The organism is candidate division Zixibacteria bacterium HGW-Zixibacteria-1 (assembly GCA_002838945.1).
GTDB lineage: Bacteria > Zixibacteria > MSB-5A5 > GN15 > PGXB01 > PGXB01.
Genome location: PGXB01000017.1, coordinates 15,863 through 31,537, shown reverse-complemented (window position 1 = coordinate 31,537; position 15,675 = coordinate 15,863). Strand labels below are relative to the sequence as shown.

The following is a 15,675-nucleotide window of genomic DNA, read 5'->3' as shown; positions in this document are numbered from 1 at the left end:
ATTGTCCGAAATGATATTTCCTGGCCCGTATAACTACTTGGAATAATTGTGCTTACGATTTCTGGCTGATATTTGAGCAAACAGCCGCTGTGACCAAAAGAGGCAATAATAATCATTGCTATAAAGGTTTGCTGCAGACCGGTTCATATTTTCTATGCAATTGTATGCATGAGAGTGCATCCGACGAGGCATTTCGGGGGCAAAATTATGTCGTTAAATATGTGCTTTGAAATATCTCACTTCAATAAGAACATAGCTTCAATATAAAATTCTCCCTTAAATTTTGGGACACTGGCAGTTAATCTTTTCAAGACATAGATTTTTGTTGACATTTGATATCGGCTGGGTATCTTAAGCTTAAGATTGAAAAGAAGATGGCAACCTTTAGCAGGAGGGTTGTCATGATTGGCTCATTACCTCATTTTATTGCCGCCATTAGTTTTAAAAAATCCTCACGACCAATTATTGAACCGGGCCGGAGTACTTGTCCGTTTTCTTTCGTATGTTCGACTATGTGTAAACTTTCACTGGTCATAGTTTTATTTATCTTTTTGACAACGCCTGTGGCAAATTGTGCCAATCCGGAAGGAAGCATCTTCTCTCCACAATTTTGCGGTACCGCCAAAACAAACGCTGCCTCTCAGCTTCCCGTCAAATGGCCGCAGTTTGTCGGTGTTCATTCGGATGGCAACATAGGCATGACCGTCAATTGCAGCGGCCAATTGGGATTCAGATTTCTCAGCGGCTATATAGATGATCCCGAAAGCGACCTGCCTCCGACTTCATTTGTCATGCCGCCCAGGTCCAACCAGCAGTATTTATTCGCCGGGGGGCTCTGGATTGGCGGTGTTGTCAACGGTGACTCGATTGTTTCGGCCGGCGCCAATGGCTGGAATTATTATTCTCAGGAATTCCGGCCCGATGAAGCCGGCCCGGGAACAGTGCGACTGCAGGGCGGTGTGGCCGACAAACAATTCGTCGCCACTTATTCGGATACTGTCGGCGAGTCCTTTTACCTTGACCCCCGAATCGAGGGACTTGCCGTCAGGGAGCGGACCTGCAGCTGGGTTACGCCTCCCTATAATGATTTTATACTTTACGAGCTGACAATAAGAAACATCGGCCCCAATCCAATTTTTGATACTTGGTTCGGCTATTACATTGACTGCGATGTTTATGCTATGACCACGATTCCCATTTTTGGCCATACCGACGATTTCGGCGGGCTGCGGCGGGTTAGCGGTATTGCTTATATCATGGATAATGATGGTGACCCTTTGATAAATGGCGATTACACCTGGAATGAGGAAAGTATCAGAGGGGTTTTCGGGATGAAGTTGATTGAAATGTCCCCCCCGGCGATCGACACCAGTTTTAACTGGTGGATGCGGACCACTGATGGTGGATCTGATTGGGGACCGCGTTATATCGGGGACACTTCGCAGCCATTGTATGTTTTTGACGGGGGCGGCAACGGTCAGCCGACAACCGATCGCGATCGGTATTACCTGCTTTCCAACAGTGAGATCGATTATGATTTTCTCTGGATGACTTTCATGAAGGATGATCCAAACTGGCTGCCGAATCCAACATCCGGGGGCAATCTTGACCGTGGTTTTGACTTCCGTTATTTGTATTCCTTTGGTGGTTTTGATTTGATGCCCGGCGATTCCGTCAGGTTCGTTTTTGCTCTTGTCGGCGGCGAAGAAGTTCATGTCGAACCGGATGATTTCGTCAATTATTTCGATAATGAAGTGCCCGAAAAGCTTTATTATCATTTTGATTTTTCCGATCTGGAGAAAAATGCCGCAGCGGCAAAAGCGCTTTATGAATCGGAATATGTCCTGGCGCCGCCTCTGGGGTCGGTGCAGGGCACTGAGATTGTCAGCGTGGCGGGCGACGGCGTTCATATTCAATGGTTGCCCCGCGAGCATCCCGATATGATCGGGTATAATATATACATCGCTGCCGTTCCTGATAGTCAGTCGTTTTTCTCCGATACCGTTCTGAGATATCGCGATACATCATCGATGGTTCTCTATAATGTTGATTCCGTAATAAGCGGGACGCAATATGTCATCAACGGTCTCACCGAAGGTCTAATGTATTTTTATTCGGTGGCGACGGTCTCATCGGCCGGCGAGGGCCGGAAATCAAAACCGGCATATTTCACCTATGGATTCCCCAACCCGCCCATGACCGACAGCACCACCGAATATATTAGCGCAGGCGGCCTATTTACGATTAGCTGGCTGCCGACGGATGATGATATCGATCACTATAATATATACAAGAGGGTCGGATATGGCGAGTTCAGCAAAAGCTACGGCCCGACTGTCTATAGATTGCCCGAGTACCTGGGTGATCCTTATGACAGTGTGGCCTACTATATTCAGGACGATGATACGACGGCCCTTTATTTTTTCAAAATGGAACCGATCGCTTCGGTGCCGGCAGATGACACACTTTTTATCGACAGCGCCGTGAATGCCGACCTGTATTATTTTATCACTGCGGTCGACGCCGCCGGGCGCGAATCGGAGTTGTCCACGCCGATACATGTCTTCGTCCGCGACTTGATCGATAAAGATATCCTGATATATTTGCCCAATGCGGGAAAAACGATTAATGTCCAGTCCATTGATTCATTAATGGCTTTTTACGACAGAGTCTTTGCCGGTCGGAATTTAACATATGACTACTTCTTCCTCATCGATTCTGCGGGTATGGATGGGTGCGAGGAATATGCCTGCATGGGCTGGTCGACAATGGCGCCGTATCGTTTTGTTCTTTTTGATGATAATCTTCGAGATGCGACCCTGTATTATGAAGTCTATGGTTCTTTTACAAATACCTTGAAAGACTATATTAATACGGGCGGCAATCTGATCTATTTTGGTAATCTCCTTAACGGATATTCCAGCATTTTTCTCGACACTCTGACTCTTCGCTTTCAGCCCGGTATATTTGAATATGATATCCTGCACCTCGATTCCCTGCGCACTTTGGGGCTGACGCTTTACTCGGATGGTATAATATCTGATGAGGATACCCTTGGCGGGTTAATTCGGGCCGAACCTGCGCTTGATGAGTTTCCGGAATTATACGTCGATACCGCTTTTTACTGGTGGAATGCGTCTTTCTATATGGCATATATATGGCCCATCGAAACCCCGCCCATGACCGGCTGCCTTTTCCCCCGGGCTCCCGCAGAGACGATATACTACTATCGCTCGCTTTATCCGGAAACATCGCAATTTGAAGGGATGCCCTGCGGCGTCAGGTATTCAATGGAGGATGCCGATGTTTATTCATTTATTATGCATCCCTGGTTTTTTGGAGCTGAGAATATCCGTGATCTGATTAATACGATCATCGAGCAGGCGCCGGTTTCAGCGCCTGATGATGATCCTGTTCTGCCGGATGAATTCGCATTGTACCAAAACTATCCCAATCCCTTTAACCCTTCAACGACGATTGAGTACTATCTTCCCCGTACGGCCAATGTGCAGATGGATATATACAACATTCTCGGACAGAAAGTCCGGGTATTGACTGCTGATCGCGTCATAGCGGGGCATCATTCCATTATATGGGATGGAAACGATTCACATGGAAAACCGGTGTCAACCGGCGTATATTTCTATCGCCTCCGGGCGGATGATTTCATCCGGACGGAAAAGATGCTTCTACTGAAATAAGCTGACAAAAAAAGCCGCCGCTTTCGCGGCGGCCCATACTCCAATACACTATTTACCGGTATCGAGAATGATCGGAAGACCGTTATCGGATTTCCCGATTATGACAATCTTTGTATTAGGCGATTCGGCCAGTTTCTGGGTGGCTTCAATCCCTTTCCAGGTCAGGAGCGGAGTCGTCAAACCGGACGAGACAATTTTCTGAAAATCAGAAATACCCTGCGCCTCAATCCGTTTCCTCTGGGCCTCCTGCTGTTCCTTTAATAAGACAAATTCCATCTTTTGCGCTTCCTGGTCGGCCTCGAGTTTGGCATTGATGGCCTGGGTAATTTGGTCCGGTAAAACCACGTTGCGAATGATGACATTTTCCACCGTTATAAATTTTTGTGACACTAAGGTCTGCATCTCGGCCAGAATTTCCGACGAAATTACCTCGCGTTTTGAGGAATATATTTCCTCAGGTTTGTACTTTCCCACCACACTTCGAGAAACACCTCTGAGCGCCGGAGCCACGGCAATATCATAGTAACTGGGCCCGACGGTCAACTGCAGAGAATCAAGCTTATCCACCAGTGGCCGGAACCAGATGGTCATTTCCAGGCCGATTGAGGCACCGTCAGATGAAAGAACATGCAAATCTTCACGCTGCTCACCAAGCTGAATCTTGTAGACAAAAATGTTGTTCCACGGAAGATGCCAGCTGAAACCCTCGGTGTATATTTTGCCCATTTCGGTTCCATCACCGAATTTGTAATAAAAGACTCCTCGATGTCCCGATGGGATCTGTGTGCCGCAGCCGACAATACCGGTCATAAAAACCAGAATCAGCAGAAGAGGCAGCAGTTTCAAACCTTTGATGCGGGATGTCGTCATAGAAACCTCCTTGTTTAAAATTGAATAGAATGATTTTCTGTTCTGTTTAACCTATGTTACGGTTTGAAATAATCAATATCAAGGTAAAAGTTAAATAAATCTAAAAAGCCGTCTTATATGGAATAACCGGAATACTTGATTTAGCCAACGATGTATCCACCTCAATTACGGCGGAATCGATATCGATAAAAGTAGTTTCCACGCTCAGTTCCGACGGCATATCAACGGCGATTAGTTTATAGAAAAGGTTCGATGATGGGATACGGAATCCGGTTTTATATTTCCCGCTCTGCAATGATGTAGCATAAGTTCCGACACCGCCATTGCTTTTAAGGCTAAATATAACCGCCGGAGTATCGCATACAAATGTGATCGAATCCCCCGCCGAAAGGGCAATAATTTGATTCTTTTCAAAATATTTCCATCGGGGTATGACCGATAGTGTTTCGGGAGGAGAGGTCGAGAAACTGATGCCGTCCTGGGAAGAAAAAATTCCCGGCGGCTGCATTTCGGCCGAGGAAAATCCCCAAAAGCGCCAGCCCCGGTATGAATAACTGTCATCATATAATTTAGCAAAATATGCGCTTCTTGAAATATTATATGTCATGGGATATTTCGCGACAGTATCATTGTCATCAAGTTTACAGGCATAGCCGTAGAAGACATCCACGACATTGCCTGTTGCCACCGCAATATTATCATATCCATAAAAGTTTTCGCCGGATGTGGATCGCTTGATATCAATAACTCTTGAGCTGGAATCTATTTTATAAAGAAGCATCGAACCATCATTGATTAAGAACGGGTCGGTCGGGAAAAGATTATTGGTAAATAGTTCTTTGCCATCCAGCGACTCGAGTATGAAACGAGTTATTTCGTAATCATCAGAAGTCGAGACAGGATCCTCGGAATTGCACGCCATCCAGCTCAATATAATTGGAATCAGAAACATTAATATTATATAGGGAGAGCGTCTCATGATTACCTCTTTCGTCGTTTTTTCAATTCCTCTTTCATATTTTTTATTTCATCGCGGAGTGCCGCCGCCGTTTCAAACTCAAGGTTTTCGGCCGCCTTTTTCATGGCTTTCAGCATAAAGGCGATCTTATCTTCGGCCGTCATTTCCGCGAAATAATCAGGTTTCTCGAAAGCGATCTCATCCACGACCGTTTTGGAATCGGCAAACTGGGTGGCCTTTAATATTTCTTCCCTCGTTTTAAAAATCGTTTCCGGCGTGATATGGTGTTTTTCGTTATATTCAAGCTGTTTCTGTCTTCTCCGTTCCGTTTCATCGATCGCCTTGCGCATCGAGTCCGTGATTTTGTCGGCATAAAATATCACCTCGCCGTTTTTGTTACGGGCCGCTCGTCCGGCGGTTTGTATCAGAGATCGCTCAGATCGAAGGAAACCTTCCTTGTCGGCGTCGAGAATCGCCACCAGCGATACTTCGGGTAAATCAAGGCCCTCGCGCAGTAAATTTATCCCCACCAGGACATCGAATTCTGACAATCTCAAGTCGCGGATAATTTCGGTGCGGTCGATAGCGTCGATTTCGCTGTGTAAATAGCGAACGCGGATGTCGAGCTTTTTCAAATAATCAGTCAAATCTTCGGCCATCCGTTTGGTGAGTGTCGTCACCAGGATTCTTTCCTGAACTTTGGTTCTCTCCCTGATTTCGTCAATCAAATCATCAACCTGATTGCCCAGAGGTCGAATCGATATTTTGGGATCGACGAGACCGGTAGGACGAATCACTTGCTCCACGACTACACCGCCGGATCTTTCAAGTTCGTAATCAGCCGGAGTGGCCGAAACAAAGATTACCTTATTAATCAGCGCCTCAAACTCATCGAAAAACAGGGGCCGGTTATCAAGTGCCGACGGCAGTCTGAAACCATGCTCCACCAGCACTTCCTTGCGGGAGCGGTCGCCGGCATACATTCCCCGCACCTGAGGAATGGTTTGATGAGATTCATCGACAATCAGCAGGAAATCATCGGGCAGAAAATCTATCAGGGTGGCCGGCCTTTCCCCCGGCTCGCGGTTGGTCAAATGCCGGGAATAATTTTCGATGCCGCTGCAATAGCCGATTTCCTTCATCATTTCAAGGTCATACTTCGTCCGCGATTCCAGACGTTGTGCCTCGAGGAGCTTGCCCGCGCCTCTAAACTCCTTCAGCCTGTCATTGAGTTCCTTTTCAATCTGGACAACCGCGCGCTTCATCTGCGGATGACTAGTCACAAAATGCTTGGCCGGATAGATGGCCGCTTTCTTTTTCTCATTCAGAATTTCCCCGGTAAGGGGATCAATCTCCGAAATCCGGTCGATTTCATCGCCGAACATTTCAATCCTGAGGGCGGTTTCCTGATAAGAAGGGATCAATTCGATTGTATCCCCTTTTACCCGGAAGTTGCCGCGCGCAAAATTGATATCATTGCGATTATAATGTATATCAATCAGCGAACGGATCAGTTTATCGCGGTCGGTCATCTGCCCCTTTTCCAGAAACAAAAGCTGTCGTTTATATTCCTCAGGGGAGCCGAGTCCGTAAATACAGGAAACCGAAGCCACAATAACGACATCATTACGCTCCAGCAGCGATGCGGTCGCCCGCAGGCGGAGACGATCGATGTCCTCATTCATCGAAGTGTCTTTCTCTATATATGTATCGGTGGTCGGGAGATATGCCTCCGGCTGATAATAGTCGTAGTAACTGATAAAAAACTCCACCGCATTTTTTGGAAAAAAGGCCTTTAATTCACCATAAAGCTGTGCCGCCAGCGTCTTGTTATGGGAAACGACCAGAGTCGGGCGTCCGTAATTCTTGATAACATTGGCCACGGTAAAGGTCTTTCCGGATCCGGTCACGCCCAGCAGCGTTTGAAATTTGTCATTTCTGGTCAGTCCCTCACAAAGCTCTCTAATTGCCCTGGGTTGGTCTCCGGTTGGTTTATATTTGGAAACCAGTTCAAATTCCGATTTTTCCATAGGAAATCGAATATTCTGCAAATTATGTTCCATTCTTTCATTCATAAGCAAGTTTTGATTACAAGCCAAAATATATCATATAAGCTCCTTATAGCAACCAATTTATAGAACGGACGAGTGATTTGTGATGTTCATTTTTTGTTTTGGAACCGGAACGAATCTCAAACGTTTAATAATTAGATAATTTGGTGATAAACAATGAGGTTATAACTTCGTATAACATAAGGCGTTAAAATTTATCTTGACAGCCGTCTTGAAAACCCTAAGTTTAGGACTTTAATTTCCCTTTAGTGATGTGATTAAGGAGGGTTAACAGAATGTACGCAGTATTTGAATCCGGCGGGTTACAGTTCAGAGCGGAAGAGGGCTCTATGATTAAGGTTCCCTATATTTCTGCGAATCCGGGTGACAGCATTTCCATTGATAAGGTTTTACTGGTAAAGGATGGTGATAATTCTTTCATCGGCTCTCCTTATCTCAGTTCGGCTATGGTGGAAGCGGAAGTTATAACCGAAGGTTTGGCGAAGAAAGTCGATGTTTACAAGTTTAAAAAGCGGACCAAGTATCGCAAATTACAGGGGCATCGGCAAAAATTTACGGAAATCAAAATCAAAAAAATCACTCCACCGGTAAATTGATTCACCATATTAGAAATAACGCGATTATCTGGCCGGAAAGCTCTCCTTTCCGGCCGGTAATCCTGTTGTTTGGCCTGATTCTAATTGCCGGCCTGTCTTTCGGGCAGGTCCAGTCCTTTAATGTGGTCGATGTCAAAGTTGAAGGCAACCACCAGGCGACTTCCAGCCTTATTCTTTCCGTCGCCGGTATTCATAAAGGCAGCGAATTGACTGCAACCGTTTCGCAAGATGCGGTCAGCCGGCTTTACGGCTTGGGCTTTTTTGAAGATATCGAGCTGTTGGCCGACGAGACAACCGGCGGTTTGATTATTACCATTAAAGTAAAAGAATTACCCAAACTCAGAAATCTCGATTTCCAGGGCAACAAGGAAGTCAAATCCAATAAATTAAAGGAAGAGCTTGGCCTCTCCACCAGCAATTATTTGTCGAGAAGTCTTGTTTTCGAAAAGAAAAATGTCATTATCGATCTTTATGGCGAAAAAGGCTATTTTATGGCCTCAGCCGAATCGGAATTGAAATACACCGATGATTCCACGCAGGCCGACTTGATATATAAAATTAAAGAAGGTTCCAAGGTAAAGGTCGAAAAAGTCTATCTGTCCGGCAATGAGAGAGTTAAGGCGGATAAAATTATCGGGAAAATGCGCAATCGCAAACGCGGTTTTCTGAAAACCTCGGATTTCGATAAGGAAAAATATACCGAGGACAAAGATAAAATTATTGAATATTTGCATGACCAGGGATACATCGATGCTTACCTGAAATCGGATTCCATCGCGGTCGATTCCAATTCCAATAAGATGTATATTTATCTCGATATCTATGAAGGCCCGCGGTACTATTTCGGCAAATCGTATTTCAGCGGCAACGAAGTCTTCACATCCGATAATCTCGATAAAACGCTCAAGTACCACGAAGGTCAGGTCTTCAGCAATAAGAAATTCGAAGAATCTTATTATGAACTTTACTTCATATACCAGGAAAAGGGTCATTTGCATGTCAGAATCATGGATGATCGCAAGACTCGCGACAGCCTGCTGGATATAACTTATGATATCGTCGAGGGACTTCCTTCCGAAGTCAACCTGGTCAAAATTTTTGGGAATACCAAGACCAAGGAAAAGGTCATTCGCCGTGAAATGACCTTGCATCCCGGCCAGGTGTTTCATCGATCATTATTGCTCCGTTCGATCCGTGATATTATGCAGCTTAACTATTTCGGGAATGTCACACCCGATATCGTGGATTTACCCAATGGCGATGTCGATCTTACCGTAACAGTCGAGGAAAAACCAACCGCCCAGATATCGGCGGGAGCCGGATATTCCGGGGTTGACAAATTTGTCGGCACCTTTGGTCTGGGAATACCCAATTTCCGCGGCATGGGCCAGCAGGCATCGATCAATGTCGATATCGGCAGCGCGAGAAATTCATACTCGCTGTCATTCACCGAACCATGGGCCTTCGGAACCCCGACCCTGCTGGGCGGGGAGCTTTATTACACCAACCGTGTCTGGTACTCCGATTACACCGAGGGCAGCCGAGGCGGTTCGATCCGTGTCGGGCGGCGTTTAAGATGGCCCGATAACTATTTCCGGGTTTATGGTGTTTACCGGATTGAAAATAACAGATATTATGATTTTAGCGAGTCCTTTCTGGATGCTTACTCATATCAAACCAAAAAATATGTTGATAGCCTGTCTGTGGATACTGTAAAATGGACAAAGCTGTACGATTATGAAAGAGGCGAACCCTACCCGGGATCATTGTTGCGCTATAATGAAGAATGGTTCAGCGCTTCGACTATCCAGTTGTCAATCGTTCGCGACAGCCGTGACCTTCCTGAATTTGCCACGAGCGGTTCGGTCCTGTCATACTCTTTCGAGAAATCCGGTTCATTCCTGGGCGGTTTCTGGAAGTACGACAAGCAAATTATTTCATTATCGAAATTTATACCAATTTTAGGGAAAATTGCGCTGGCGGGAAAACTTACCTATGGTGTCGTAACATCCTCCGAAGACGACAGCACTATCCTGATCTCGGAACGATTCTCCCCCGGCGGAACCGGCTATACCGGTATCATAAGGGGTTATGATGACGGGTCCCTGACACCGGACACCGTGGTTATTAGAGCGGATACCGCAAAATACTATGCCTGGCCCGACACGACTTTGAGCGGCGATCCATACAAAACAGTTGTAAACTATAAACCCAGTCTGGCTACGGTCCGTGGCAAGTATATGCTTGTCGGCAACCTTGAATTGCAAATTCCCGTAATACCGAACCAGTTGTATTTGCTGGGCTTTTTTGATATCGGCAATTCCTGGCTGTATCGCAAGGATATAGCCTTAAATGACTTATATAAAGGTATTGGTCTCGGTTTCAGACTGGTGGTTCCCGGTATCGGGACCCTTGGCTTTGATTTTGGATATGCGCTCGATGAACAGATAAATCCGAGTGATGGCACCGTCGAGCAGAAACGAGGCTGGAAACCGCATTTCCAGATCGGAACAACTTTCAGATAGAAAACATATAACAATAAAATAGAATGAAAGGAGCCCTGATGAACAAAGGTAAGGCCTGCTTAATGATTACCGCCATGGCGATTGTTCTTTTCGCCGTGCTGACTTCATCCGGTCAGGCCCAGGTCGGCAAATTCGGCTATATCGACTCTAATAGAATTTTCGCCGAGTATAAGGAATGGGCAAAGGCACAGGAAGAGTTCAATACGCAGTATAAAGCCTGGGATGACGAAGCCAAAGAAATGCAAAAAGCATATGAAGATATGGTCGATGAATATGATAAGCAGAAACTGATTCTCTCTCCCGAAAAGAAAAAAGAGCGCGAAGCCGCCATCGAGGCTAAGCGCCAGAGCCTGGATGCGTACACCCGTGAAATATTTGGACCGGGTGGAACCGCCGAAAGAAAGAACAAAACATTGGTGCAGCCGCTGGTGGATAAGATCAACGCCGCCATCGAGCAAGTTGCCACCGAGGGCAATTTCGACTTTATCTTCACTTCCGAAGCACTCGCTTATGCCAAGAAAGATTACGACATCACCGACAAAATCATCGAGTTGCTCGAGGAAGAATAAAAATTTGGTATATGTGTTGTGGGTATAAAACTTGAAGAGCTGGCAGAACTGGCCGGCGGCCGGTTGATCGGCGACGGTTCGGTTATTATCGAATCGGCGGCCCCGGTTCAATCCGCAATGGCCGGGCAGATTAGTTTTGTCGCCAATAAGAAATACCTGAAATATCTTGAAACGACTGCCGCTTCGGCAGTCGTTTTATCATTAGACATCGATTTTGAGGGTATTCCGGTGATAAAGCATCAAAACCCTTATCTTGCCTTTGCCATCATTCTTGATCAGCTTTATCCCGATGAGCCCATCGCCGAGCCGGGCATGCATCCAACCGCGGTGGCGGCAGCGTCCGTAAAAATCGGGGCCAATTCCTCCATCGGAGCGTTATGCTATGTCGGCGCTAATTCCGAGATCGGCGACAATACTCTTATTATGCCGAGGGTTTTTATCGGCCGGCAGGTTATAATCGGTAATAATTGCAAAATTTATCCCGGTGTGAATATCCTCGATAAGACGATTATCGGCGATGATGCTATTATACATAGCGGCACCGTTATCGGCTCCGATGGTTTCGGCTTTGCAAGGCATGAAACCGGGATCAAGAAGGTCAGGCAGATCGGCTGGGTTGAGATTGGCGATGATGTCGAGATCGGTTCCAATGTCTCGGTTGACCGCGGCGCGCTCGGCCCGACGAAAATCGGTAATCATGTCAAGATTGATAACCTGGTGCAGGTCGCACATAATGTCGAGATCGGCGATTATTCCATAATTGTCTCCCAGGTCGGTATTTCCGGATCAACCAAACTCGGCAAAGGGGTCATTCTGGCCGGCCAGGTTGGATTGGTGGGTCATATTGAGCTTGGCGATGGTGTGCAGGTCGGGGCGCAGTCGGGTGTCGCAGGCAATGTCGAACCGGGCAAGAAAGTCCTCGGCTCACCGGCCCGTGACCTGATGGAAGAGGGCCGCATCGAAGCGTGTATTCACAAACTGCCGGAATTATTCAAGCGGGTCCGCAAGCTGGAAAAGCAGTCGGAAGAAGAATAAGTCAGCCTAAATTAATGTCAAGGAGAATAATTGACCTTTTATAATCAAGATATGATAGTATCAAGTTCTTCAATTATACGGCGACTATCCGAAAAATATTTCGATATATCTTCTATTGATGAGCCCGGGTTACCACCATGGGCAAACTCGTTTCGCGCATTGACCAAAGATTGTAATGACATCAAAAGTTCAGCTTTATCAGGCAAAGATTCTATTTTCGCCTTAAATTTATCTTTCCAATCATTATCAAAATCGTTAATTACATTGCAGATCATTGCATAACTTGGATTATAGGATTTTTCTTTTATCTTCTTTGAGATAAAGTTTCTCACTTGACTGTTGGAATCCTTTGAGCAAAAATCCGCTACTATTGATTTAAAAGCAATTTCAATGGCTCCGCAAGCCCTTATGATAGCGAATTTAGTAATGAAAGGTGCAATAAGACTTGACTTACCGACGCCAGTTATACTGATCAATGCTTGGTCCAAATCGGCCCTGCATTTCATGAGAATTTCATCTGCGTAAGGATTATTCATACGACATGCCGTATAAGTAATTCATTGCCAATGATATACGCAATTTAATTTGATCGATGTTCGTTGTTCTAATTCGTATCGCGTTCTGATAACTCGCATCTTTCAACAATGCGCGACGCCTTTCTCTAAAGTCGATCATCTCCGAATGTTTCAAATTTGCCCTAGCATATGAACTTGCTAACATAATAGAGTCGAATATTGTAGGATTAAATTTGTGAACCAATCTTTCTGGATCTATCTTCGAAATATTACGAAAGGCTTCTTCTCCAAAAAGATCCGCTACAAAATGAATGGTTGCCAAAAAGTCATCTTTCATATTTCTGATTACCATCTCATCTGGATTTTGAGATTCGTTCATGAATTCATTTAGGAATTTCTTAAGCGATATAGATTTAGTCCTATCAGTTCGAAAATCATGAGAACTCATTGCCAGATATCTTAAAATAAATTCGATATCTCGCATTCGTGAATCTGCGTTTTCAAGCCCATAAAGATTACGCCATACTGGATGCTCGTTTAGTTCGATTAGCGCACTGTTAAGCGACCCTTGATAAATACAATTCCTTATTTCTTGTGATAATAAAGTTCTTCCACTCGTATTTATTCTTTCAAAAATTTGAAACATACTAGTGTTTCGTTTATCAGGTACTTTGGGTTCTTTGGGCTTCAATTGAACAAAAATTATGGAATGGATGGTCGTGTTTTTAATTCTTCTCTGTTCTGCGTCATCCAATTCCGCAAATGTTTTTCCCCGCCACCGTTCATGAATCTTCTTAGACATGGAGAGCTTAAAATCCTTGCCATCTTGAGAAAATACACGTTTTTCAACAAAATCATAGACGGTCATTATGCGTTGATAGCCATCGACAATTAACATCTTTTCATCTTTGGTTCTCGCTAGAAAGATGCTTGGGATTGGTAAGCCAAGCAAAATGGAGTCAATGAAATAGCTTGCTTCGATTCTATCCCAAATATATTTTCGTTGAATTTCTGGTTTGACAAGCTCCCCGGTTTTATATCGTTCGATTAGTTCACGAAATGATAAATCCGCGCCCCACGAACTAATATCGAAGATTGAATCATCAGTATAGAAATCCTCATTCTCAGATTTTATTGATTCTATTATCCGATCTTCTTTTGCCATGTTTTTCTCCCCCAGTGAGATATTATTTAAAAAATGAGATTGCCATATTAAAATCCGACTTGAACACAAAACATGTTTTTCATACAATTAACCGACGCAACCGATTGAAATTTATAGTCTAAAACAATCATTGTCAATATCTATGTCAAATTTGAATCTTTAGAATTCGTGAGCAATGCAGTCTAAAAACCACCCCCGGCAGATGCCGGGGGTGGTTATATTCGGACCAATCCTGGATGTCAAATAAATATGCGTGTCCGGACAGGCCGGCTTAGAACGGCAGATCGTCGTCCTCGGCACTCAAATCGGCTTCGGGCGGCGCCTCAGGCGGCGTATCGGAACTCGGACCGGGACTACCGCCGGCACCCTGGTCGCGGCCGCCGAGAAATTGCAGCCGCTGGGCCACGATCTCGGTCGTGTAGCGTTTATTGCCGTCCTTGTCTTCCCAGGACCGCGTTTGAATCCGGCCCTCCAGATAAACCGATCTTCCCTTGGCCAGATATTCCTTGGCAATCTCCGCCTGACGCCCCCAAACAACAATATTATGCCATTCGGTTTTGTCCTGCATGACGCCGTCCTTATCACGCCATTTCTCGGATGTCGCCAGTGAAAACGTGGCTACCGCCTGCCCCCCGGGTGTATAGCGAAGCTCCGGGTCCTTGCCAAGATTTCCAATAAGAATAGCTTTGTTGACTCCAGCCATATGACACCTTTCCTAATGAGATTTCAAGAATGTGTCCCGGAATATAATCGACCTCTCCCCGGCTGTCAATCACCAAGTCCCTCGTCGCCGATGTTTTTTGCTTGTTGACTGGATATAATCGTATTATTATCTGACAAATCACGAGGAATACAATATGGAATTACTGAATCTGAATGAAAAAGATACCGCCGCCGCACTTGAACGATTTCTTATGGATAAGCTGTCCGAGTCCGGACTGACAGGATATGTCATCGGACTTTCCGGCGGAATCGATTCGGCGTTGTCGGCCTCGATTGCCGTCAGGGCGGTTGGGCCGGAAAAAGTGCTGGGCCTGCTGATGCCGTACTCGCGCTCGTCGAGCAAATCGCTGGATGATGCTGTCATGCTGGCAACCAGGTTGGGAATGCCGACCAAAACGGTCTCGATAACTCCAATGATTGATGCTTACTTTAAGAAATTTGATGAGGTCGATCCGGTTCGCTCGGGAAATAAAATGGCCCGCGAGAGGATGTCGATACTCTTTGACACGGCCCACGAAATGAAACGCCTGGTGCTGGGGACATCCAACCGCACCGAAATCTGTCTGGGATATGGAACCTGGTACGGCGATGTGGCCTGTTCGGTCAACCCGATCGGGATGCTATATAAGACGCAGGTGAGGCAAATGGCCGCATATTACGGGGTGCCGGAATCAATCCGAACCAAAATACCTACCGCCGACCTGTGGCCCGGCCAGACCGATGAGGGCGAACTCGGGCTGGAATATGCCCGGGTCGATCAGTTGCTGTATCTTATTCTCGAAAACGGCATTACAGAGCGAAAGAAACTTAATGAGGCCGGATTCGATGATGCTTTTATAGATCGGGCGGTCGGTCTTATTAACCGCTTTTATTTCAAAAGACATTTGCCGGCCATTGCCGATATTGGTATGAGGTCCATTCCCGATAAAATAGTGATTAGTTAAGA

At 45.7% G+C, this 15,675-nt stretch carries 12 protein-coding genes; 6 read left to right on the top strand and 6 right to left on the bottom strand.

The window, feature by feature from the left end; translation table 11 throughout:
- The first annotated feature begins 332 nt into the window (after positions 1-332).
- Positions 333-3,701, top strand: coding sequence for a hypothetical protein (locus CVT49_08245; GenBank protein ID PKK83500.1), 3,369 nt, complete (start codon positions 333-335; stop codon positions 3,699-3,701).
- Positions 3,702-3,749: 48 nt separating this feature from the next.
- Here CVT49_08245 and CVT49_08240 read toward each other — a convergent pair whose 3' ends face one another.
- The 3 genes from CVT49_08240 to CVT49_08230 all read right to left on the bottom strand — a co-directional run bounded on the left by CVT49_08240 (position 3,750) and on the right by CVT49_08230 (position 7,559).
- Positions 3,750-4,571, bottom strand: a complete 822-nt coding sequence (locus tag CVT49_08240; GenBank protein PKK83499.1) for a hypothetical protein — start codon at positions 4,569-4,571, stop codon at positions 3,750-3,752.
- Between the two features lie 100 nt (positions 4,572-4,671).
- Positions 4,672-5,550, bottom strand: a complete 879-nt coding sequence (locus CVT49_08235; GenBank protein ID PKK83498.1) for a hypothetical protein — start codon at positions 5,548-5,550, stop codon at positions 4,672-4,674.
- A 2-nt stretch (positions 5,551-5,552) separates the two neighbouring features.
- Entirely contained in the window at positions 5,553-7,559 is a 2,007-nt protein-coding gene (locus CVT49_08230; protein PKK83524.1) for an excinuclease ABC subunit B, read from the bottom strand.
- 317 nt (positions 7,560-7,876) lie between these two features.
- On the opposite strand from CVT49_08230, the gene rplU reads away from it, so the two are divergent.
- The 4 genes from rplU to lpxD are packed head-to-tail and all read left to right on the top strand — an operon-like array spanning position 7,877 to position 12,326.
- Complete coding sequence (gene rplU / locus CVT49_08225) at positions 7,877-8,197, top strand: 50S ribosomal protein L21 (GenBank protein ID PKK83497.1); 321 nt, start codon at positions 7,877-7,879, stop codon at positions 8,195-8,197.
- The gene (gene bamA / locus CVT49_08220; GenBank protein PKK83496.1) at positions 8,131-10,722 is read left to right on the top strand and encodes an outer membrane protein assembly factor BamA; all 2,592 of its coding nucleotides are present in this window, start codon (positions 8,131-8,133) and stop codon (positions 10,720-10,722) included. Before rplU ends, bamA begins: the two co-directional genes overlap by 67 nt.
- Positions 10,723-10,745: 23 nt before the next feature.
- Positions 10,746-11,291: a hypothetical protein gene (locus CVT49_08215; GenBank protein ID PKK83495.1), complete on the top strand. Its 546-nt coding sequence runs from the start codon at positions 10,746-10,748 to the stop codon at positions 11,289-11,291.
- Between the two features lie 9 nt (positions 11,292-11,300).
- The gene (gene lpxD / locus CVT49_08210; protein PKK83494.1) at positions 11,301-12,326 is read left to right on the top strand and encodes a UDP-3-O-(3-hydroxymyristoyl)glucosamine N-acyltransferase; all 1,026 of its coding nucleotides are present in this window, start codon (positions 11,301-11,303) and stop codon (positions 12,324-12,326) included.
- A gap of 44 nt (positions 12,327-12,370) precedes the next feature.
- On the opposite strand, the gene CVT49_08205 is transcribed toward lpxD, so the two are convergent.
- From CVT49_08205 to CVT49_08195, 3 genes are all read right to left on the bottom strand, one after another.
- Positions 12,371-12,862: a hypothetical protein gene (locus CVT49_08205; protein PKK83493.1), complete on the bottom strand. Its 492-nt coding sequence runs from the start codon at positions 12,860-12,862 to the stop codon at positions 12,371-12,373.
- Positions 12,855-14,006 carry a hypothetical protein gene (locus CVT49_08200; protein PKK83492.1) on the bottom strand — a complete coding sequence of 384 codons (1,152 nt, stop codon included), beginning with the start codon at positions 14,004-14,006 and terminating at the stop codon, positions 12,855-12,857. Before CVT49_08200 ends, CVT49_08205 begins: the two co-directional genes overlap by 8 nt.
- Positions 14,007-14,277: 271 nt before the next feature.
- Positions 14,278-14,709, bottom strand: a complete 432-nt coding sequence (locus CVT49_08195; GenBank protein ID PKK83491.1) for a single-stranded DNA-binding protein — start codon at positions 14,707-14,709, stop codon at positions 14,278-14,280.
- A gap of 154 nt (positions 14,710-14,863) precedes the next feature.
- On the opposite strand from CVT49_08195, the gene CVT49_08190 reads away from it, so the two are divergent.
- Positions 14,864-15,673 (top strand): NAD(+) synthetase, encoded by an 810-nt coding sequence (locus tag CVT49_08190; GenBank protein ID PKK83490.1) that lies wholly within the window; start codon positions 14,864-14,866, stop codon positions 15,671-15,673.
- The last annotated feature ends 2 nt before the right edge of the window (positions 15,674-15,675 follow it).

What these genes read in the sequence shown, in the direction of transcription:
- CVT49_08190 (PKK83490.1), top strand. Translation starts at nt 14,864, where the DNA reads ATGGAATTACTGAATCTGAATGAAAAAGATACCGCCGCCGCACTTGAA.
- CVT49_08235 (PKK83498.1), bottom strand. Translation starts at nt 5,550, where the DNA reads ATGAGACGCTCTCCCTATATAATATTAATGTTTCTGATTCCAATTATA.
- CVT49_08200 (PKK83492.1), bottom strand. Translation starts at nt 14,006, where the DNA reads ATGGCAAAAGAAGATCGGATAATAGAATCAATAAAATCTGAGAATGAG.
- CVT49_08215 (PKK83495.1), top strand. Translation starts at nt 10,746, where the DNA reads ATGAAAGGAGCCCTGATGAACAAAGGTAAGGCCTGCTTAATGATTACC.
- CVT49_08230 (PKK83524.1), bottom strand. Translation starts at nt 7,559, where the DNA reads ATGGAAAAATCGGAATTTGAACTGGTTTCCAAATATAAACCAACCGGA.
- CVT49_08195 (PKK83491.1), bottom strand. Translation starts at nt 14,709, where the DNA reads ATGGCTGGAGTCAACAAAGCTATTCTTATTGGAAATCTTGGCAAGGAC.
- CVT49_08205 (PKK83493.1), bottom strand. Translation starts at nt 12,862, where the DNA reads ATGAATAATCCTTACGCAGATGAAATTCTCATGAAATGCAGGGCCGAT.
- rplU (PKK83497.1), top strand. Translation starts at nt 7,877, where the DNA reads ATGTACGCAGTATTTGAATCCGGCGGGTTACAGTTCAGAGCGGAAGAG.
- CVT49_08240 (PKK83499.1), bottom strand. Translation starts at nt 4,571, where the DNA reads ATGACGACATCCCGCATCAAAGGTTTGAAACTGCTGCCTCTTCTGCTG.